Annotated in this window: 19 protein-coding genes; 10 read left to right on the forward strand and 9 right to left on the reverse strand. The window is 67.8% G+C overall.

The features are described from left to right. Window positions 1-126: 126 nt before the first annotated feature. Genes VF612_RS05380 through VF612_RS05395 form a run of 4 tightly spaced genes read right to left on the reverse strand, consistent with a single transcriptional unit; the run spans window position 127 to window position 4,930 of the window. Complete coding sequence (locus tag VF612_RS05380) at window positions 127-1,467, reverse strand: MFS transporter (RefSeq protein WP_408658820.1); 1,341 nt, start codon at window positions 1,465-1,467, stop codon at window positions 127-129. Continuing rightward, window positions 1,464-2,216, reverse strand: coding sequence for a glycerophosphodiester phosphodiesterase family protein (locus tag VF612_RS05385; protein WP_408658821.1), 753 nt, complete (start codon window positions 2,214-2,216; stop codon window positions 1,464-1,466). The genes VF612_RS05380 and VF612_RS05385 overlap by 4 nt, the downstream gene beginning before the upstream one ends. Beyond that, entirely contained in the window at window positions 2,213-3,865 is a 1,653-nt protein-coding gene (locus VF612_RS05390; RefSeq protein ID WP_408658822.1) for a DUF885 domain-containing protein, read from the reverse strand. The genes VF612_RS05385 and VF612_RS05390 overlap by 4 nt, the downstream gene beginning before the upstream one ends. Before the next feature lie 54 nt (window positions 3,866-3,919). Further along, entirely contained in the window at window positions 3,920-4,930 is a 1,011-nt protein-coding gene (locus VF612_RS05395; protein WP_408658823.1) for a 1-aminocyclopropane-1-carboxylate deaminase, read from the reverse strand. 100 nt (window positions 4,931-5,030) lie between these two features. On the opposite strand from VF612_RS05395, the gene VF612_RS05400 reads away from it, so the two are divergent. The 8 genes from VF612_RS05400 to VF612_RS05435 all read left to right on the forward strand — a co-directional run bounded on the left by VF612_RS05400 (window position 5,031) and on the right by VF612_RS05435 (window position 12,952). After that, a complete protein-coding gene (locus VF612_RS05400) occupies window positions 5,031-5,441 on the forward strand; it encodes a GNAT family N-acetyltransferase (protein WP_408658824.1) in 411 nt (136 codons plus the stop codon). Window positions 5,442-5,470: 29 nt separating this feature from the next. Further along, complete coding sequence (locus VF612_RS05405) at window positions 5,471-5,839, forward strand: cupin domain-containing protein (RefSeq protein ID WP_408658825.1); 369 nt, start codon at window positions 5,471-5,473, stop codon at window positions 5,837-5,839. A gap of 152 nt (window positions 5,840-5,991) precedes the next feature. Beyond that, window positions 5,992-7,815: a glycoside hydrolase family 3 protein gene (locus VF612_RS05410; protein WP_408658826.1), complete on the forward strand. Its 1,824-nt coding sequence runs from the start codon at window positions 5,992-5,994 to the stop codon at window positions 7,813-7,815. Window positions 7,816-8,733: 918 nt separating this feature from the next. Then, window positions 8,734-9,144, forward strand: coding sequence for a hypothetical protein (locus VF612_RS05415; RefSeq protein WP_408658827.1), 411 nt, complete (start codon window positions 8,734-8,736; stop codon window positions 9,142-9,144). A gap of 77 nt (window positions 9,145-9,221) precedes the next feature. Continuing rightward, window positions 9,222-9,671, forward strand: coding sequence for a helix-turn-helix transcriptional regulator (locus VF612_RS05420; protein ID WP_408658828.1), 450 nt, complete (start codon window positions 9,222-9,224; stop codon window positions 9,669-9,671). Between the two features lie 5 nt (window positions 9,672-9,676). Then, window positions 9,677-10,087: a VOC family protein gene (locus tag VF612_RS05425; protein ID WP_408658829.1), complete on the forward strand. Its 411-nt coding sequence runs from the start codon at window positions 9,677-9,679 to the stop codon at window positions 10,085-10,087. A gap of 7 nt (window positions 10,088-10,094) precedes the next feature. After that, on the forward strand, window positions 10,095-10,544 hold the full coding sequence (locus VF612_RS05430; RefSeq protein WP_408658830.1) for a pyridoxamine 5'-phosphate oxidase family protein: 450 nt from the start codon (window positions 10,095-10,097) through the stop codon (window positions 10,542-10,544). A 14-nt stretch (window positions 10,545-10,558) separates the two neighbouring features. After that, entirely contained in the window at window positions 10,559-12,952 is a 2,394-nt protein-coding gene (locus VF612_RS05435; protein ID WP_408658831.1) for an ATP-binding cassette domain-containing protein, read from the forward strand. A 194-nt stretch (window positions 12,953-13,146) separates the two neighbouring features. Here the strand turns inward: VF612_RS05435 and VF612_RS05440 are convergent, their stop codons facing one another. Then, complete coding sequence (locus VF612_RS05440) at window positions 13,147-14,817, reverse strand: GmrSD restriction endonuclease domain-containing protein (RefSeq protein ID WP_408658832.1); 1,671 nt, start codon at window positions 14,815-14,817, stop codon at window positions 13,147-13,149. A gap of 591 nt (window positions 14,818-15,408) precedes the next feature. Here VF612_RS05440 and VF612_RS05445 point away from each other — a divergent pair. Continuing rightward, window positions 15,409-15,990, forward strand: coding sequence for a GNAT family N-acetyltransferase (locus VF612_RS05445; RefSeq protein WP_408658833.1), 582 nt, complete (start codon window positions 15,409-15,411; stop codon window positions 15,988-15,990). Between the two features lie 46 nt (window positions 15,991-16,036). Further along, on the forward strand, window positions 16,037-16,474 hold the full coding sequence (locus tag VF612_RS05450) for a VOC family protein (RefSeq protein ID WP_408658834.1): 438 nt from the start codon (window positions 16,037-16,039) through the stop codon (window positions 16,472-16,474). Window positions 16,475-16,562: 88 nt separating this feature from the next. On the opposite strand, the gene VF612_RS05455 is transcribed toward VF612_RS05450, so the two are convergent. The 4 genes from VF612_RS05455 to VF612_RS05470 all read right to left on the reverse strand — a co-directional run bounded on the left by VF612_RS05455 (window position 16,563) and on the right by VF612_RS05470 (window position 19,185). Then, entirely contained in the window at window positions 16,563-17,081 is a 519-nt protein-coding gene (locus VF612_RS05455) for a hypothetical protein (RefSeq protein ID WP_408658835.1), read from the reverse strand. Between the two features lie 118 nt (window positions 17,082-17,199). Then, window positions 17,200-17,577: a VOC family protein gene (locus VF612_RS05460; protein ID WP_408658836.1), complete on the reverse strand. Its 378-nt coding sequence runs from the start codon at window positions 17,575-17,577 to the stop codon at window positions 17,200-17,202. Window positions 17,578-17,590: 13 nt separating this feature from the next. Then, on the reverse strand, window positions 17,591-18,844 hold the full coding sequence (locus VF612_RS05465; protein ID WP_408658837.1) for an RNA polymerase sigma factor: 1,254 nt from the start codon (window positions 18,842-18,844) through the stop codon (window positions 17,591-17,593). Beyond that, complete coding sequence (locus VF612_RS05470) at window positions 18,841-19,185, reverse strand: YciI family protein (protein WP_408658838.1); 345 nt, start codon at window positions 19,183-19,185, stop codon at window positions 18,841-18,843. The genes VF612_RS05465 and VF612_RS05470 overlap by 4 nt, the downstream gene beginning before the upstream one ends. Window positions 19,186-19,237 lie beyond the last annotated feature (52 nt).

The following is a 19,237-nucleotide window of genomic DNA, read 5'->3' on the forward strand; positions in this document are numbered from 1 at the left end:
TGATTCCCACGAGCCTATCGACACTACTCGCAGCAACCAGGAGATGCTGACCTATTTGCTCCGGATTTGTCCGATCTCACTCGGTCCGTGGCCAGATGGGTGAGACCCATCTCTCTCCGGCAGGGCTCAGACCCGCTCCGGCGCGGTGTTGCCGGCCTGGGCGATCGCGGCGCGCAGCGGCACCCGCAGGAGCAGCACGAAGCCCAGGACGAAGAAGGCGACCAGCGACACCAGCGCGCTGCGATAGGAGCCGCTGAGCTGGTAGGCCAGCCCGAAGATCAACGGACCCAGCCAGGACGTCCCGGAGTCGCTGATCTCGTAGAAGCCGAAGTACTCGGCCTCGCAGCCGGGCGGGATCAGCCGGGAGAACATCGACCGCGACAGCGCCTGGCTGCCGCCGAGCACCAGGGCGATGCCGATGGCCAGCAGGTAGAACTGCCAGGCCACCCCGGCGCGGACGAAGTAGGCGGCCAGCACCAGCAGCAGCCACACCACCAGCGAGCCCAGCACCACCCGCTTGGCGCCGAACCGCTCGGCGAGCCGGCCCAGCCAGATCGCGCCGCCGAAGGCCACGAACTGCACCAGCAGGATCGCCGACAGCAGCACGGTGTCGTCCAGCTGCAGCTCCTTGTCGCCGTACTGGGCGGCGACCGTGGTGACCGTCTGGATGCCGTCGTTGTAGACCAGGAACGCGATCAGGAAGGCCACCGTCAAGCGGTACCGGCGCAGCTCGGCCAGGGTGTGGCGCAGCTGCCGGAAGCCGGCCAGCAGCACCGGCTCGGCGCTGGCGGCCACCGGCGCTCTGGGCAGGCCGCGCAGCAGCTGCCACGGCTTGATGTTGAACAGCGCCCACCACACCCCCGCCGAGCACAGCGAGATCCGGGCCAGCAGCGCCTTGTCGCGCAGGAACAGGCTGAGCACGAAGTCGGCGGCCAGCAGCAGCCCGCCGCCGATGTAGGCCAGCGCCCAGCCCTGCGAGGACACCCGGTCCCGGTCGGCGGAGCTCGCCACGTCGATCAGCAGGGCATAGTTCACCACCGTCGCGCAGGAGTAGCCGACGAAGGCGACCACGAACAGCGCCGCGCCGAGCTGCCAGTTGGAGCCCCGGACGGCGAACATCGCCACACACGCCGCTGCCCCCAGCCAGCCGAAGCCGAGCAGGATCTCGCGCTTGGCGCCGGTCCGGTCGGCGATCGCGCCCACCACCGGCATCGCCACCAGCAGCAGCACCGTGGAGAACGACACGACGTAGGCGAACAGGCTGCCCGGCGCCACCGGGATCCCGAACACCGACACCCGGCCGGCCTTGCCGACGGCATTCTCGGCCAGCGAGGTCAGGTAGCGGCCCATGAACACGGTGACGACGATGGTCGGGAAGACATGGCTCGCCCAGCCGTAGAAGTACCAGCCGCGCCGTTGTCGCAACCGGGCGGCAGCCGCGCTCTCAGCGCTGGGCAAGCCGGTCACGTCGGCCACTGGCCACGCTCGCGCAGGACGTCGCGCAGCAGGTCCGCGCGGTCGGTGATGATCGCGTCCACCCCGAGGTCGAGCAACCCGATCATCTCGGCGCGCCGGTTGACCGTCCAGGCGTGCACCTCGATGCCGCGGGCCCGGGCGGCGGCCAGGAACCCGGGCTGCAGGACCGCCAGCGGCCCGACCCGCGGCGGCACCTGGGCGGCCAGGCCGGCCCGTGCCGGTGGGCCGGGCAACCGGAGCCGGCCGTGCCGCAGCGCCAGCACCTCGGTGGCGGTCAGCGCGCTCGGCGTGCCGGGGCCGGCGCTGCGGCGCAGCTGCAGCAGCCGGGCGGGGGAGAAGGCAGCCAGCCGGACCCGGCGCCAGGCGTTGGTGCGCCGGATCGCGTCCAGGGTGGGACCCACCGCGGCATCGGACTTGACGTCGATGTTCACGCTCACCCCGTCGCCGAAGGCCGACAGCACCTCCTCCAACCGGGGGATCGGCTCCCGGTCCAGGATCCGCGCCGTGCTGACCTCCCGCCAGCTCAGCTGCCGCAGCTGGCCGCGGGAGTTGGTCACCCGGTCCAGGATGGCGTCGTGGAAGGCCAGCGCCACCCCGTCCCCGGTCACCCGCGCGTCGGTCTCCAGGTGCCGGTAACCCAGGTCGACGGCAGCCTGGAACGCCGTCATCGAGTTCTCGGCGCCGTCGGGGGAGAAGCCCCGGTGCGCGATCCCGATCGCCGGCCGCAGCGGCGGGCTCATTCGGCCGGCAGCCCCAACAGCTGGCGGAGGTAGCGGACCGGGGGCGAGCCGTAGTTCAGCACCTCGTCGTGCAGCTGCCGGTCCGACCAGGACGGGTACGCGCGGCGCAGCTCGGCGACCAGCTCGCTGACCTCGAGGTAGCCCACGTAGTAGGTCGAGAGCTGGGTCGAGCTCAACTGCACCCGCCGCCACTTGCCCGCGGCCTCGCCGTCCTCCTGGTAGCCGCGGACCGTCATCAGCTCCATGGCCTGGCGCTCGTCGAGGTCCCCGGTGTGGAAGGAGATGTCCATGATGGTGTTGAGGACGCTGCGCAGCTGCATCTTCAGCTGCTGCGTGCGCACCGCCGCGGCGGCCTCGGCGGAGATGTCGCTGCGGTAGCCCAGGTTCGCCATCAGCTGCTCGGCATAGACGGCCCAGCCCTCGATGAACGAGCCGCTGCCGAACACCCCGCGGACCCGGTTGCTGGCCTGGTAGCGGCGGGCGTGGGACAGCTGCTCGACGTGCCCCGGCATCGCCTCATGGATGGTGAGGTTGTGCAGCATGTGGTTGTTGTACTCGCGGTAGAAGGAGAGGACCCGGTCCTCCGACCAGTCCTTGGGAGTCGGCGAGACCGCGAACTGGGTGGCCAGCGGGGCGGTCTCCAGCGGGCCCACCCCGACGCAGTACGCGACGGCCACGCCCCGGTCGATCTCCGGCATCTCGATGATGTCGACCGGATCGTCGAGCAGGGTCATCAGATCGTGCCGGCGCACGAACTCGGTGGTCTCGGTCAGCGCCTCCTGGCACAGCTGCAGGATGGTGTCGCTGGTGGGCGCGTCGGCGGCCAGCCGGCTGAACTCCGCCGCGATCGCCGCGCGGTCGGCCGTGCCGGACCCGGTGCTCCGGCCGACCAGCTCGGCGAGCTCGGCCTCCACCCGGTCCAGGTCGCGATAGGCCTGCTCGAGCAGGGCGGCAGGCTGCCACGGGGTGGCCAGGGTCAGCGCCAGCTTGCTGGCGAACAGGTCCTTGCCGAGCCGCGCCGGACGCTGCGCCCCGGGCAGCTGGCCGCGCAGCCAGTCCTGGTAGGCACGAACCGCCGTGGCGGCCTGGCTGATCTCGTCGGTCAGGTCGCCGCCGCCGGCCTCGGCCAGCGCCGCCGGGATCTCGCTCTCGATCAGGGCCAGGGTGCCGTCCAGCTGGCCGATGGCGGTCTCGACATGCACCTGGCACATGTCGCTCAACCGGCCGCGGGCCGCCTCCAGGTGGTCCGGGATCCCGCGCAGCCGGCCGGCCACGCTCGACAGCCGTTGCGGCAGCGGCGCGAAGTCCCGCGACAGCAGCGCGTACAGCGCCTGGCCGGGGTTGTGCAGCATCGGGTTCCAGCTGGCCTCGTCGAGGTCGGTCAGCGCGAGCAGCTCACTCTCGGCCGCGGTGCGCAGGATGTCGCGGTCGACGGCGTCGGCGGTGTCCAGCTGGTCGGCGGGCAGCTGGTCCAGCTGGGTGAGGAGGGCGCGCAGCTCGGTCCGGCGCTGCTGCTCCGCTGCCGCCGTCGGATCGCCGAGCTGGTCGTCGTGGCTGTGATCGCCGAGATAGGTCGCCTCGGCGGGATAGGCGGCGCACCAGGACGCCACCGCGTCGTCGGCGATCTTGGCGAAGGTCTCAGAGGTCATGCGCAGACGGTAGTAGCTCGCGGCGCTTCTGGCTGCCCTGCCGGACGCATCGGCTCAGGATTTGAACAGCGCGCTGTAGGCGTTGATCGCCGGCTGGCCGCCGAGATGGGCGTACAGCACGGTGGAGTCGCGGCCGATCTCGCCGGTGCTGACCAGCTCGATCAGCCCGGCCATCGACTTTCCCTCATAGACGGGGTCGATGATCATCCCTTCCAGGCTGCCGGTGAGCCGCATCGCGTCCAGGGTCGATTGCACGGGTATCCCGTAGTAATCGCCGGCCCAGCCCTCCAGCACGGTGATCTCGTCCGCGCGCAGCGGGCGTTCCAGGCCGATCAGCTCAGCGGTGTTCCGCGCGATCCGCTCCACCTGGGCCCGGGTCTCCGCCAGCTTGGCGGAGGCGTCGATGCCCAGCACCCGGCGCGGCCGGTCCTGACCGGCGAACCCGGCGATCATCCCGGCGTGGGTCGAGCCGGTCACGCTGCAGACGACGATGGTGTCGAAGAAGACGCCGAGCTCGGCCTCCTGCTGCTGCACCTCATACGCCCAGTTGGCGAACCCCAGCCCGCCCAGCCGGTGGTCGGACGCGCCGGCCGGGATCGCGTACGGCACCCCGCCGTCCGCCCGGATCTCGGCCAGGGCGTTCTCCCAACTCTCCTTGAAACCGATGCCGAAACCGGCTTCGACCAGCTCCACCCGGGCGCCCATGATGCGCGAGAGCAGGATGTTGCCGACCCGGTCGTTGACCGAGTCCGGCCAGTCCACCCAGCTCTCCTGGACGAGCCGGGCCTGCAGGCCGAGCCGGGCCGCGACCGCCGCGACCTGGCGGGTGTGGTTGGACTGCACCCCGCCGATCGAGACCAGGTGGGTGGCGCCCTGGGCCAGCGCGTCGGGCACCAGGTACTCCAGCTTGCGGGTCTTGTTGCCGCCGAAGGCGAGGCCGGAGTTGCAGTCCTCGCGCTTGGCCCAGATCCGGGCGCCGCCGAGGTGGGCGGTCAGCCGCTCCAGCGGGTGCACCGGGCTCGGTCCGAACAGCAGCGGATAGCGGGGGAAGTCGCTCAAGGCCATCAGTAGGGCTCCTGCGGGTCGAGTGGTGGGCGGCCGCGTACCAGCCCCAGCCTAGGTGCGCCGCGGAAACCGGCTTGCCTACCGATGAGATGCTCACCCGATGGCTGAGATCGTGTTCTCCTCGGAGCTGGCCGGCGTGGACTGGGCGGCGCTCAAGCAGGCCCTGGTGGCCGATGACTTCGACAACCTGCGCACCCCGGACCAGTACCGGCGCTCGCACGAGAACTCCCATGCCGTGGTGTTCGGGCGCTGCGAGGGGGAGTTCGTGGCGAACGGTCGGATCCTCAGCGACGGGGTCTGCAACGCCTACCTGGTCGACATCTGGACGGCGACCCCCTTTCGCCGGCGCGGGGTCGGGCGCGAGGTGGTCAACCGGTTGCTCGCGACCGTGCCGGGCCAGCATGTCGGGCTGTTCACCGACGAGGCGGAGTCGTTCTACCGGACGCTGGGTTTCGCCCCGCAGGCCGGCGGGATGAGCAAGGTGGTCGGCAGCTGGCTGGTGGGGTCCTAGGACTGAGGTGGTCGTGCCAAGCTTCGATCATGGCCAACACACCCGTCGATCTCGCGCAGAAGCTGTCCTCGTTCTCCGAGCACTGGGCGCCGAAGGTGGTCGCCCGGCTCAACGACTACGAGATCAAGGTCGTCAAGCTGCAGGGCGAGTTCGTCTGGCACCGCCACGACGACACCGACGAGCTGTTCCTGGTGCTGGACGGCGAGCTGACCATCCAGCTCCGCGACGGGGACGTGACCCTGCGGCCCGGCCAGCTGTACGTGGTGCCGCGCGGGGTGGAGCACTGCCCGGTGGCCGCCGGTGAGGTGCACGCGGTGCTGATCGAGCCGGCCGGTGTGGTCAACACCGGCGACGCCGGCGGGCCGCTGACGGCCGGGTACGACGACTCCCTGGCCTAGCGGCAGTGCGGTTCTCCACGAGGTGATCACGCTTCGTGTCCGTCAGCCGGCTCAATGACTCCTCTGCGCTATTGACCGGTTCCGGACACCCGCCGTACGTTCGAAGTCCTTGGACGATCGGAGCTGCCATGCCGCCACTGAATTCTCGCCGGGTGGGATGGTCCGCCGCCGGGGCGGCCGCGGTGTTGACCGCCGGCGTCCTGACGCTGCTGCCCGCGGAGTCAGCGGTCGCCGCGGCGGCCTGCAGCTCGCCCGCGGACTGCCTGTCCAAGATGACGCTGGCCGAGAAGGCGGGCCAGATGACCCAGCCGTCCTGGAACTCGCTCAGGAGCAAGACCGATATCACCACCTACGGACTCGGCTCGATGCTGAGCGGCGGGGGCGGCGGGCCGAACGGCGCCGGCGGCACCGCCGCGCAGTGGAAGGCGATGGTCGACGACTTCCAGAGCTACGCGCTCAGGTCCCGCCTGGGCATCCCGCTGCTGTACGGGATCGACGCGGTGCACGGCAACAACAACATCACCGGCGCGGTCGTGTTTCCGCACAACATCGGCCTCGGCGCGACCCGCAATGCCGCGCTGGTGCAGCAGATCGAGGACGTGACCCGGCAGGAGGTGCTGGGCAGCGGCATCCGGTGGGCCTTCGCGCCGTGCCTGTGCGTCGCCCGGGACGACCGGTGGGGTCGAACCTACGAGAGCTTCGGCGAGGACCCGTCGGTGGGCAACGCGCTCGCCGGCGCCGCGGTCACCGGCTTGCAGGGCGCCAGCCTCAGCTCGACGTCGGTGCTGGCCACGGCCAAGCACTGGGTGGGCGACGGCGCGACGGCGTACGGGACCGGGAGCAGCGGCTACCTGATCGATCAGGGCGACGCCCGGATCTCCGAAGCGGAGCTGGACGCGATCCACGTCCCGCCGTACACGCAGGCGATCGCTGCCGGCGTGGGCTCGGCGATGGTGAGCTATTCCAGCTGGAACGGCGTGAAGGACCACGGCAGCAAGTACCTGATCACCGACAAGCTCAAGGGCGCCCAGCACTTCACCGGCTTCGTCGTCAGCGACTGGGCCGGGGTGAAGCAGCTGCCCGACTCGACGTACGCGGCCCAGGTGGCGCATGCGGTGAACGCCGGCATCGACATGATCATGGTCCCGGACGTCTACGTCGAGACCATCAACGCGATCGTGGCCGGTGTGAACGGAGGGCAGATCCCGCTGTCGCGCGTGGATGACGCGGTGACTCGGATCCTCACCGCGAAGTTCGCCCTCGACCTGTTCAACACCCCGTACGCCGACAGCAGCTACACCGCCGGCGTCGGCTCGGCCGCGCACCGGGCGGTGGCTCGGCAGGCGGTCCGGGAATCGCAGGTGTTGCTGAAGAACGACGGCGTGCTGCCGTTGGCCAAGACCGGCACGTACAAGATCGTGGTCGGTGGCAAGCATGCCGACAACATCGGCAACCAGATGGGTGGCTGGTCGATCTCGTGGCAGGGCGCCAGTGGGGCGACCACGACCGGTGGCACCACGTTCTGGCAGGCGCTGCAGCAGCAGGTCGCCGGCACCGGCATCACGGTGACGAACGTCGGCACCCGGACCAAGGGCAACTACAAGGCCGACATCGGGATCTGGGTCGGCGGTGAGACGCCGTACGCCGAAGGACAGGGGGACAGCTCCACCCTGGCGTTCGGCAGCGACAACTCGGCGGCGCTGTCTGACATCTGCTCCCGGGTCACCAAGTGCATTGCGATCCTGGAGTCCGGCCGGCCGGTGATCATCAAGGATCAGCTGGCGAAGGCGAACGCGTTCGTCGCGGCCTGGCTGCCGGGCACCGAAGGCGGCGGCCTGGTCGACAACCTGTTCGGCAGCGGTTACACCGGCAAGCTGCCGGTGAGCTGGCCGAGCGCGGTCACCGACGAGCCCATCAATGTGGGCGACAGCAAGACACCGCTGTTCGCCTTCGGCTACGGCCGCTCGCCGTACTAGGACCGGCTACGTCCAATCCCGGGCGAACCGCCGCTCAGCTAGCACCGGGTGCACGGGTCATGTCCACCGATCACGCCCTGCGCCTGGATAGTCCTGGTCAGGCCTGATTGGGTCAGGCGCAGGCGGGCGGTGTAGGCCTTGTTCGTATATCCGCTCGAATCCTGGACGTCGCAGGTGAGCGAAGACAGCGTGCATCCGCTGGAGATGCAGGGGACTCCGTTGGTGCTGCTGCAGGCGCGGAGGACGGTGCCGGTCGGACCCGTGACGGTCCAACTCGTGGAGTAGGTGCCGGAGAGGTTGTGCGGCGAGAAGTGGACCACGAAGTAGCCAGGATCGCCTCCTCCCGCACAGTAGTTGGCGGTCCACGACTGGGAGGTCGACGTCAACCGAGTGACCGCGCAGCCGAGCACTTCGCTTCCGAACGCGTTGGCCGCGGGGCTCCCCACAATGAAGAAAGCCAGGGCCAGTACAGGGGTAAGGACCGCAGCCCATAGTTTGCGCATTTGACACCCTCCGGTCATAAAGTGCACTGACTGTAGGACCGGCGCCGATCTAGGTCAATCCGCCGCACTGAATCTTGGTGAGGCGGATCGAATCGCGTGGGTTGCGGCCAGCGCCGCCGAACGCACGCTGCTGTGACGCAGGAGGTTTAGCGTTCGGGGGATGTGGACCAAGATCGCGGCGGTGGCCTGCGCGGCTGCGCTGCTCGGCGGCTGTGACTCCGGTGCCGGATCGTCCGCGGCTGCCGGCGATCCGGCGACCTCAGCGGCCAGCAGGAGCCTTTCCTATGTGGACTCGGCGCCAGCGCCCTCGACGACACTGCCGGCAGCCCCCTCGACCACCCGAGCGGCAGCGCCCCCGACAACCCGAGCGGCGGCCCCCTCGACAACCCGAGCGGCGGCCCCCTCGACCAGTCGCGTGATCTCGCCGTCGACCACCCGCGCGCCTAGCCCGTCGGTCACCCCACGGCCCGGCACGGTCATCACCCTGGCGTCGAGCCAGTTCGGCCCGGTGCTGTTCGACGGCAGCGGGCAGGCGATCTACCTCTTCGACGCGGAGACGACCAGCAAGCCGAACTGCTACGGCGACTGCGCCAGCGCATGGCCGCCGGTTCTGACCAGGGGCCGGCCGGTCGCTCGCGGCGGTGTCCAGGCCGGGCTGCTCGGCGTGACGACCCGCCGGGACGGCTCCACCCAGGTCACCTACAACGGCAAGCCGCTGTACTTCTATGCGCACGAGGGCAAGAACGTGGTGCTGTGCCACAACATCCGTGAATTCGGCGGGCTATGGCTGGCGCTCACCAAGACCGGAGCGCCCGCGCCGACCTGACGCTTGTCTAGAAACGCTGCTAGATAGTGGTGTAGCAACCGGGTTGAACGAGCCCGCGGCGTGGCAGGATTGCGCAGGTGACCAGCAGACCGGCCGAGACGCAGCGCCTGAGCGACCTCGCGCGGCTGCGCCGGGTCCGCGACCGGATCGACCGGGAGTACGCGCAGCCGCTGGATGTCGAGGCGCTTGCCCGCGGCGTCCACATGTCGGCCGGGCACCTCAGCCGCGAGTTCCGGCTCGCCTTCGGTGAGTCGCCCTACAGCTACCTGATGACCCGGCGCATCGAGCGTGCGATGGCGCTGCTGCGCAGCGGCGACCTCAGCGTCACCGAGATCTGCTTCGCGGTCGGCTGCTCGTCGCTGGGCACCTTCAGCACCCGCTTCACCGAGCTGGTCGGCGTGCCGCCCAGCGTCTACCGCCGGCAGGAGGCGCGCGCGACCGAGGGAATGCCGTCCTGCGTGGCGAAACAGGTGACCAGACCGATCAGGAATCGAGAAGCTTCGGGCGCCCAGCCACAGCTAGCGTGACCGTCATGGACATCACCATTCACTCGAGCTTCCTCCCGCACGACGACCCGGACGCGTCCCTGGCCTTCTACCGCGACACCCTCGGCTTCGAGGTCCGCAACGATGTCGGATACGGCGGGATGCGCTGGATCACCGTCGGCCCGCCCAAGCAGCCAGACACCTCCATCGTGCTGCACCCGCCGGCTGCCGCACCCGGCATCACCGAGGACGAGCGCCGCACCGTCGCCGAGATGATGGCCAAGGGCACCTACGGCATCATCGTCCTGGCCACTGCCGACCTGGACGCCACGTTCGCGCAGCTGGAGGCCAGCGGCGCCGAGGTCGTCCAGGAGCCGACCGAGCAGCCGTACGGAATCCGCGACTGTGCCTTCCGCGATCCGGCGGGCAACATGGTTCGCATCAACCAGCTGGGCTGAGCTGCGGATGTCCGAGGCCCGCGACCACCAGACCCGCAAGGCCGACACGCTGAAGATGCTGGCGACCCAGGCGATCGACGTGTGGGTCGCCACGGCTTCGGACGCAGGCGTGCCATACCTGGTGCCCCTGTCGCTGGCGTGGGTGGGGGAGCGGGTGGTGATCGCGATCGAGGGGTCCTCGGTCACCGCGCGCAACCTGCTCGCGGCCGGTGCCGCCCGGCTCGGCGTCGGACCGACCCGCGACGTGGTGATGATCGACGCCGTCCTGGAGAAGGCGGTCGACGTCGCGGCCGACGATGCGCTGGGCGCGGCCTACGCCGCGCAGGCCGACTGGGATCCGCGCGGCAGCACGGGATACGTTTTCTTCGTGCTGCGGCCGGTCCGGGTGCAGGCCTGGCGCGAGGCTAACGAGATCGCCGGCCGGACGCTCATGCGCGACGGCCACTGGCTGGTCTGACAGAAGGGGAGATGATGAGCATGGCCACGAAGACGCAGACGCACTCGCCCGCGCAGCACGTCGCCGACAGCAGCCACGATGTGATCCGAGTGGTCGGCGCGCGCGAGAACAACCTCAAGGATGTCAGCGTCGAGATCCCGAAGCGCCGGCTGACGGTGTTCACCGGCGTCTCCGGCTCGGGCAAGAGCTCCTTGGTGTTCGACACCATCGCCGCGGAGTCCCAGCGGCTGATCAACGAGACCTACAGCGCCTTCGTGCAGGGATTCATGCCGACGCTGGCACGGCCCGAGGTTGACGTGCTGGAAGGCTTGACGACGGCGATCATCGTCGACCAGCAGCGGATGGGCGCCGACCCGCGCTCCACGGTCGGCACCGCCACCGACACCGGCGCGATGCTGCGCATCCTGTTCAGCCGGCTCGGCAAGCCGCACATCGGCTCGCCCCAGGCGTTCTCCTTCAACATCGCCTCGATCAGCGGAGCGGGCGCGGTCACTATGGAGCGCGCCGGCCGGACCGTGAAGGAGCGTCGCAGCTTCAGCATCACCGGCGGGATGTGCCTGCGCTGCGAGGGCCGGGGCTCGGTCACCGACATCGACCTGACCCAGCTGTACGACGACAGCAAGTCGCTCAACGAGGGCGCGTTGACGATTCCCGGTTACAGCATGGAGGGTTGGTACGGCCGCATCTTCACCGGCTGCGGTTTCTTCGACCCCGACAAGCCGATTCGCAAGTACACCAAGAAGGAGCTCCAGGACCTGCTGCACAGGGAGCCGACCAAGATCAAGGTCGACGGGATCAACCTGACCTACGAGGGCCTGATCCCGAAGATCCAGAAGTCCTTTCTATCCAAGGACATCGACGCGCTGCAGCCGCACATCCGCGCCTTCGTGGAGCGGGCCGTCACCTTCACCGTCTGCCCCGAGTGCAAGGGCACCCGGCTCAGCGAGACCGCCCGGTCGTCCAAGATCGAGGGCATCAACATCGCCGACGCCTGCGCGATGCAGATCAGCGACCTGGCCGACTGGGTCGGCGGGCTCGACGATGCGTCGGTGGCGCCACTGCTCGGCGCGTTGCGGCACACCCTGGACTCGTTCGTGGAGATCGGCCTGGGCTACCTCTCGCTCGACCGGCCATCGGGCACGCTGTCGGGCGGTGAGGCCCAACGGGTCAAGATGATCCGCCAGCTCGGCTCGTCGCTCACCGACGTGACCTATGTCTTCGACGAGCCCACCACCGGCCTGCATCCCCACGACATCCAGCGGATGAACGACCTGCTGTTGCGCTTACGGGACAAGGGAAACACGGTGCTCGTCGTGGAGCACGAGCCGGAGACGATCGAGATCGCCGACCATGTCGTCGACCTGGGACCCGGAGCCGGCACGGCGGGCGGCAGCGTCTGCTTCGAGGGAACCCTGGACGGATTGCGCGCCAGCGGCACTACCACCGGCCGGCACCTGGACGACCGTACCGGCCTCAAGGAGACGGTGCGGACGCCCACCGGCGCGCTCGAGATCCGCGGCGCGTCGACGCACAACCTCAAAGGAGTTGACGTCGACATCCCGCTCGGCGTGCTGGTCGTCGTCACCGGAGTGGCGGGCTCGGGCAAGAGCTCGCTGATCCAGGGCTCGGTATCCGGGCGGGACGGGGTGGTGTCGGTGGACCAGACGCCGATCCGTGGCTCGCGGCGCAGCAACCCGGCGACCTACACCGGACTGCTCGATCCGATCCGTGCCGCGTTCGCCAAGGCCAACGGGGTTAAGCCCGCGCTGTTCAGCGCAAACTCCGAGGGCGCCTGCCCGAACTGCAACGGCGCCGGGGTCATCTACACCGATCTGGCGATGATGGCCGGCGTGGCCACCACGTGCGAGGAGTGCGGTGGAAAGCGGTTCGATGCCTCGGTGTTGGAGTACCGCTTCGGCGGCCGTGACATCAGCGAGGTGCTCGCGATGTCGGTGACCGAGGCGCAGGAGTTCTTCGGCGCGGGGGAGGCGCACACGCCCGCCGCCCATGCCATCCTCACCCGCCTGGTCGATGTGGGGCTCGGCTACCTCTCGATCGGGCAGCCGCTGACGACGCTGTCCGGCGGGGAGCGGCAGCGGCTCAAGCTCGCCACCCGGATGGCGGAGAAGGGCGGGGTCTATGTCCTGGATGAGCCGACCACCGGCCTGCACCTCGCCGATGTCGAGCAGCTGCTCGGCCTGCTCGATCGGCTTGTCGAGTCTGGCAAGTCGGTTATCGTCATCGAGCATCACCAGGCGGTGATGGCGCACGCGGACTGGATCATCGACCTCGGCCCGGGCGCGGGCCATGACGGCGGCCGGGTGGTCTTCGAAGGCACCCCGGCCGACCTCGTCGCCGCGCGCTCCACCCTCACCGGCGAGCACCTCGCCGCCTATGTAGGAGCCTGACGCCGGTGCGCTTCGGCCGGCAGGCTGCGGGCTTCATGCCTGCTGGTAGGGGAGAATGCGTTATGTCAATCACCAGCGGTGAGGCGGCCAGCCTGCATCAGGACCGCATGCACTGACGGGGAAAAGGCTGTGGCACCTCCCTCACGTGATCCCGTCCAGTTCGCTCGTCGGACCGAGGCAGCCTCGCGCATCCGCTATTCGGTCGTGTCGTCGTCGCTGTCGTCGACCTCATTAGCGTCGACATTCGATCTGGCTGATTCGGCTTCACCAGCTAACTCTAGTCCTTTCTTCTGCAAATATTCTGATCTGATAGCGAGGAACTGAGCGTAATCGTCCGCGAGCGCCGCGTCGAGGGCAGCCTCCGGGATCAGGCAGCTCGCGAGCCTTTGTACAACGACATCACGCCCTTGATCCTTGATCAGCGACCCAAGATACTCACTTGGCGCCTTGTCTCGAATAGCGATGTTGCTTTTTGAGGTAAGCAGGATGATGTTTCCAACCAAATTTGGGTCGTCCGCATTCGGCTGCTTTGTGTTCATGTAATTCTGTGGAAAGAAGTGATGGTATTCCTTATCGTTCGCCCATGCAAGTGACTTGTCCACGTCAATTTTTTGACCATTGAGTAGATCGACAGGATTGGAATGTGATAACATAAGTCCCAACATTTTTGAAACAGCACTATTGGATCGAAATGCCTTGGCACGCCAAATATTCGAAGCTGGCATGACGAACACGATATTCAATCCGCCGCTACCATCCTTCGCCCATTTACGTACGGCTCTTGCATCGGAACCCATCTGCCCATTGTTCCAGCCGCCAAAGTAATTCGAGAGCGTCGAACCCCAGAACCATTGCACTATATCTTTTAGCTGCGTTGCGTTCGGTTCAGGGACCAGACGGAAGATCTCGCACAAAACCGCGAACTGGTTCGCGTACGGGAGTGCCTCCGCGCGGGGTACGCCCACCTCTGTTGCTAGGAAGTCAGCCGCGTGGAGCGCGGCCCTACGAGTGTTCTCCGCAGCGATAGCAAGCTCCTCCTCCTTAAGGTTGCGGAGTGTCTCGATGCTCTCTGCAGAGAAGTCGGAGCCGCCTGCCGCCCCGAGGGCACGCAGGAATGTCTTGTCATCGAAGTTGTCGAACTTCTTCGGCTCGATGGCTTGCTTGATTCCGGAAACCGTCTTGCCTAAGTCGAAGTTCGGTGACCAGGTGGCCGCGCGCATAAGGTCAAATATGGTGAGACGCGTTCCGGTTGAGTTGATCCGTTCAAAGACTGGCCCTACGTCCTTGATCGTCATGTCGCCCAAGGTAACAAGCGGTACCAGATAATCCTTGAAGCGATTGAATAGGAGTTCCGCGCGGCTATTTAAAGTTTCGTCTTCTATCGGAATAAGATTCTTGAAGTACGTAGCTGCGTCGGAGAGGCGGCGCATGGGAATTTGATGAGCAGGAAGATTGTCAACGTGGTCAAGGTGGATAAACCGTTGGGTTCGAAGGTCGAATGCCACATTCCAAACGCTCTTAGGGTCACCTGGAGACCAGTTTAAGACGCCGCACACGGTTGATAACCGTTGCTGGCCATCTAGGAGGTAGTTCACTGGGTATTCTTCGCTTCGGTCAGCAATCTTGAGATCGGCAATCGTGCGTTTACTTTCGAGTTTCTGTCGAGACTCCCACACGAGCATACTGCCGATCGGATAGTTCCGGCGAATCGAGTCCAATAATTCAAGAATCTGTTTGCGCTTCCATACGAAGGGGCGTTGAAACTCAGGAAGAACGATATCACCCATCAGTACGCGGGTCGCAAGCTGCTGAATACGCTCGGACGTCGGCTTCGGGTCTTTCGCCGTGTTCGTGTTTTCCACCATCAACTGGGACCAATCTTTACGCGAGGTACTTTACGGAACGCCCACAGCATCCCACGAAGCCCGGAATACGGCGCGGTCTACCGCTCGCCTTCCGTCGCTGGACCGGAAACAGCCGGTTTGGACAAAGGGTTGTGTGCTCGGCCTCGGGCTCCAGGCTCGAACAGCCCAGTCGACGCTCCGTAGTAGCGGGCTGGCGCCGGCAAGGTCATGTTCTAGCCACCTCGGCGCGCATCCCAGCGACGTAGCGGGCAAGGCGGCCGGGTCGACGGCGTGTGACCGATTCTGGGGCGACTGGCATCGCCCGGCCGAGCGACGACGCGTACATCTGATAGCCGCTGTTGGTGCTGTGTCAGGGAATGTAGCGGCGGATCACCTCTGCGTTAATGCCGATAATCGATATTATGTCAACTTCCAGTCTGCGTGGGGGTCAGATGGGAATCAATGCCATTGGGTCCGCCCCACTACCCCGACGGCAACGACGAAACCGTTGTTGACCTGCGCAGATGCTGCCGCCGATTCTTGGCAGCGATCTGGGCAAGCTCCGACTATGCGGACGCAAATCGTCCGCATGACGCGCTTACGATTGGCGCCATGGTGACAAGCGGCTACTCGATTCAGCCGTTGACTGCTCACACTTGGGACGCGTTCGCAGGCCTGGTGGAGCGGCACAACGGGATCTTCGGTGGGTGCTGGTGCATCTACTTCCACCCCGACTGCGCCGAGCGGGGGCAGGGTTACGAGGGCAACCGCGCGCTGAAGAAACGGCTGGTCGAGGCCGGACAGGCTCATGCGGCGCTGGTGATGGTTGGCGACGAGGCGATCGCGTGGGCGGAGTACGGCACTCCGGATGAGCTGCCGACCATCCATCACCGCAAGCAGTACCTCGCCGAGGCCGACGTCATTCCCGACTACCGCATCACATGCATCTTCGTCGACAAGCGTCACCGCAGACAGGGCTACGCCAAGGTGGCTCTGGCCGGTGCGCTCGATCTGATTGCAGCGCAGGGCGGCGGTGTGGTCGAGGGATACCCGCACGAGATCGGTGAGAACAGGATGAACAACTCCTTCGTCTACAACGGCACACGCACGATGTACGAGCAAGCCGGCTTCGAGTTCGTCCGCTCCAAGGGGATGAAGAACACCGTCATGCGCCGCACGATCCGGCTGGCCTGAACCTGCCAACCGCGACCGATCTCCACCGTCCCCTACGCTGTCTGGCATGACGATCTACCGGCTGGATCACGTCGGGTTTGTCGTCGAGGATCTTGCGGCTGCTATCGCCTTCTTCATAGAACTCGGCCTGGAGCTGGAAGGCGAAACCGCAGTCGAGGGTGGATGGGTGGACCAGCTCGTCGGGTTGGACGGCGTCCGAGCGGACCTCGCCTTCCTGCGCACCCCGGACGGCCACGGTCGGGTGGAGCTGTCGACGTTCCACGCTCCGGTGGCCACCAGCGCCGCGCCGAGGGCGCCGGTGAACACCCCGGGCATCCCTCGCCTCACCTTCGCCGTCGATGCCGTCGACGACCTCCTGGACCGCCTGCGGCCCCACGGCGCCGAACTCGTGGGCGAGGTCGCGCAGTACGAGGACATCTACCGGTACTGCTACGTCCGCGGCCCCGCCGGGGTCATCATCGGGCTGGTCCAGGACCTCCGCTGAAGCGTGTGCCGCAGAACTTGCGGATGCGCAACGGCTGAGCCGTGGACCTGGCTTGGGTGACCCGCCGGCCACCCAAGCCAAGCGTGGGTCAGTCGTCGTCCGTGTCGCCGCTGCCCGGGCCGCCGTGCCCGCGCCCGCCGCCAGGACCCATGCCCTCCTCGACCTTGACCACCGCGAAGTTCTCGTCGAACTTCACGGTGACCGGGCTGCCGTCGGCCTTGGTCATGTGGGCCTCGTAGGCATCGCCGTCCCCGTCGGTCTCGACACGGTAGACCGTGCCGCCGGGAACCGCCTTCAGCGCGGCCGCCTTGAGCTTGGCCGCCTGATCGGCGGTGACGGCCTTCTCATCCCCCCGGACCGGCGTGGACTGCCTGTTCGGAGCCTTCTCCCCCGCGCCCGGCGCCGAGCTGCTCGTCGAGCTCGGCGCCGTGGGACTCGGACTCGTGGTGGCGGCGCCGGACAGCACCGTGCCTCCGATGATCGCGCCGGCTACCACACCGGTCGCGAGCAGGCCACCGCCGACGAGCAGGCCCCGGCGTCCACGTGCCGGCTGGTTGGCCCCGCCGTACGGCGGCGCCGGCGGCGGCGACCATTCGCCTGAATTCATCTGTCTACCTCCTCAGACCCGGCCAGGCCCGGATGGCCCAGCCGATTGGCCCATCGTGTGGAGCGAGCCTGTCGCCCGGTCGTGCCGATGCTGAGAGGAAGGTGTGAACGCGCGAATCCTAGGTCGGGACGTCCTCCCACATCGTCAGGCAGAACGGGTGCCCGGCCGGGTCTGCGTAGACGCAACAGTGGTCGGGATTGGGCTGTTCTTCATATCTGGTCGCGCCGGCGGCCAGCACCCGCTCCCCCGCGGCCTGCAGGTCGTCGACGAGGAAGTCCAGGTGCATCTGCATCGACGAGTGCGGGTCTGGCCAGGTCGGCGGCCGGTATCCGGCAGAGGTCTGGAAATCCATCCGCCCGCCCGGCCCTTTCACCGTCGCCCACGATTCGTGGAGGGAGGTGATCTCGCCGCCGGTGATCTCGGCGTAGAACGCGGCCAACTCCCCCGCGTTCGGGCAGTCGAGCGCTACCGAGTTGAGCCTGATCAAGTCGGACACGTTGGGTTTCTCCTTATTCGGCCGGGGTAATCTGACAGAAGTCGAGCTCGGTGAGTCGCCGTTGCAGCAGCCGCTGCTCGGGCTGGCCGTCGGATGTGAGGCACAGCGCCGCATAGTAGGCCTGCCGCGCCTCGTCACCGCGGCCCAGCCGGCGCAGCAGGTCCGCGCGAGCCGCCGGCAGCAGGTAATAGCCTGCCAGCGCCGCTGTATCGAGAGCGTCCAGTTCCGCAAGCCCGCCCTGGTAGCCGTTCCGGAACCCGACGGCGATGGCCCGGTTCAAGGCGATCACCGGCGACGGCTGGACGGCGAGCAGCGCGTCGTACAGGGTCACGATGGCGTCCCAGTCGGTTGCCGCCGCGGTCGCCGCCATGGCGTGGCAGGCGGCGATCCGCGCCTGCAGCCGGTAGGCCCCTGGCCGCCGTCCCGACCGCCCTGCGCGCCGCAGTTGCCACACCCCTTGCTCGATCAGCGCCGCGTCCCAGCGGCTGCGGTCCTGCTCCTCCATCGGCGCCAGGTCGCCGCGCGCATCGAACCGGGTAGGGCGCCGGGCCATCTGGAAGGTGATCAGCGCCAGCAGTCCGCGCGCCTCGTCGTCCTCGGGCATCAGATCGACCAGCAGCCTGGCAAGCCGCAGCGCCTCGACAGCCAGGTGGTCCTCGGGCTGGCCGTAGCCGGCGTTGAAGATGAGATAGAGCACGGCGAGCACGCCGTCGGTGCGCTCGGCCAGCAGCTCGTCGGGCGGCACCCGGTACGGGATGGCGGCGTGGGAGATCTTCTGCTTCGTGCGCAGCAGCCGCTGGGACATGGCAGGCTCGGACACCAGGAACGCCCGCGCGATCTGGCCGGTGCTCAGGCCTGCCACGGTCTTGAGCGTCAGCGCCACCCGGGAGTCCAGGGCCAGCGCCGGATGGCAGCAGGTGAAGATCAATCGCAGCCGGTCATCGGAGCCGCCGGCCGGTTGGCCGCCGTCGGAGCCGATCTCGTCCAGGATCGCGCGCTGCTGGAGGGTGGCGCGCTCGGTCCGGCGGCGGCGCAGGACGTCGAGCGCCCGGTTCCTCGCCACCGTGGTCAGCCAGCCCACCGGCGAGCGCGGCATCCCCTCCTGCGGCCAGCGCACCAGCGCTCGCTCGATCGCGTCCTGGACGCAGTCCTCGGCCAGATCCCAATCGCCGGTGAGCCGGATCAGGGTGGCCACCATTCCAGCCCGCTCCGCTGCCACGGCCGAGGTGATCACATCGGCCGTGGCGCGGTCAGCGGCTGCGGTCAATCCTCCTCCGTCCAGAACGGCCGTAGTTCGAGCTTGCCGCCGTTGGCCATCGGGTGCCGGGCGGCGATCGCGATGGCCTCGTCGAGATCATCGCATTCCAGGATGTCGAAGCCGGCGATCCACTCCTTCGACTCGGTGAACGGGCCGTCGGTGACGAGCACCTTGCCGTGGCTGACCCGGACCGTGGTGGCGTCGCTGACCGGGCGCAGCACCTCGCCCATGATCCGCTTGCCCCGGCTGTCGACATCGGCCACCCACTCGTCGGTGGTCAGGTCATTCTCGGACGGCTCCGCCTCGGCGGCCGCGGCCGGATCGACCACGACGAACATCATGTACCTCATCGGTTGCTGCTCCCTCGGTTTGGTGGTGCGTGATGAACATACGACGAATGCG

Origin of the sequence: Jatrophihabitans sp. (genome assembly GCF_036388195.1) — a bacterium.
Taxonomy (GTDB): domain Bacteria; phylum Actinomycetota; class Actinomycetes; order Mycobacteriales; family Jatrophihabitantaceae; genus Jatrophihabitans_A.

Coding starts and splice junctions, on each gene's coding strand:
- VF612_RS05385 (WP_408658821.1), bottom strand. CDS start 2,216: ATGAGCCCGCCGCTGCGGCCGGCGATCGGGATCGCGCACCGGGGCTTC.
- VF612_RS05390 (WP_408658822.1), bottom strand. CDS start 3,865: ATGACCTCTGAGACCTTCGCCAAGATCGCCGACGACGCGGTGGCGTCC.
- VF612_RS05395 (WP_408658823.1), bottom strand. CDS start 4,930: ATGGCCTTGAGCGACTTCCCCCGCTATCCGCTGCTGTTCGGACCGAGC.
- VF612_RS05400 (WP_408658824.1), top strand. CDS start 5,031: ATGGCTGAGATCGTGTTCTCCTCGGAGCTGGCCGGCGTGGACTGGGCG.
- VF612_RS05405 (WP_408658825.1), top strand. CDS start 5,471: ATGGCCAACACACCCGTCGATCTCGCGCAGAAGCTGTCCTCGTTCTCC.
- VF612_RS05425 (WP_408658829.1), top strand. CDS start 9,677: ATGGACATCACCATTCACTCGAGCTTCCTCCCGCACGACGACCCGGAC.
- VF612_RS05430 (WP_408658830.1), top strand. CDS start 10,095: ATGTCCGAGGCCCGCGACCACCAGACCCGCAAGGCCGACACGCTGAAG.
- VF612_RS05435 (WP_408658831.1), top strand. CDS start 10,559: ATGAGCATGGCCACGAAGACGCAGACGCACTCGCCCGCGCAGCACGTC.
- VF612_RS05440 (WP_408658832.1), bottom strand. CDS start 14,817: ATGGTGGAAAACACGAACACGGCGAAAGACCCGAAGCCGACGTCCGAG.
- VF612_RS05445 (WP_408658833.1), top strand. CDS start 15,409: ATGGTGACAAGCGGCTACTCGATTCAGCCGTTGACTGCTCACACTTGG.
- VF612_RS05450 (WP_408658834.1), top strand. CDS start 16,037: ATGACGATCTACCGGCTGGATCACGTCGGGTTTGTCGTCGAGGATCTT.
- VF612_RS05455 (WP_408658835.1), bottom strand. CDS start 17,081: ATGAATTCAGGCGAATGGTCGCCGCCGCCGGCGCCGCCGTACGGCGGG.
- VF612_RS05470 (WP_408658838.1), bottom strand. CDS start 19,185: ATGAGGTACATGATGTTCGTCGTGGTCGATCCGGCCGCGGCCGCCGAG.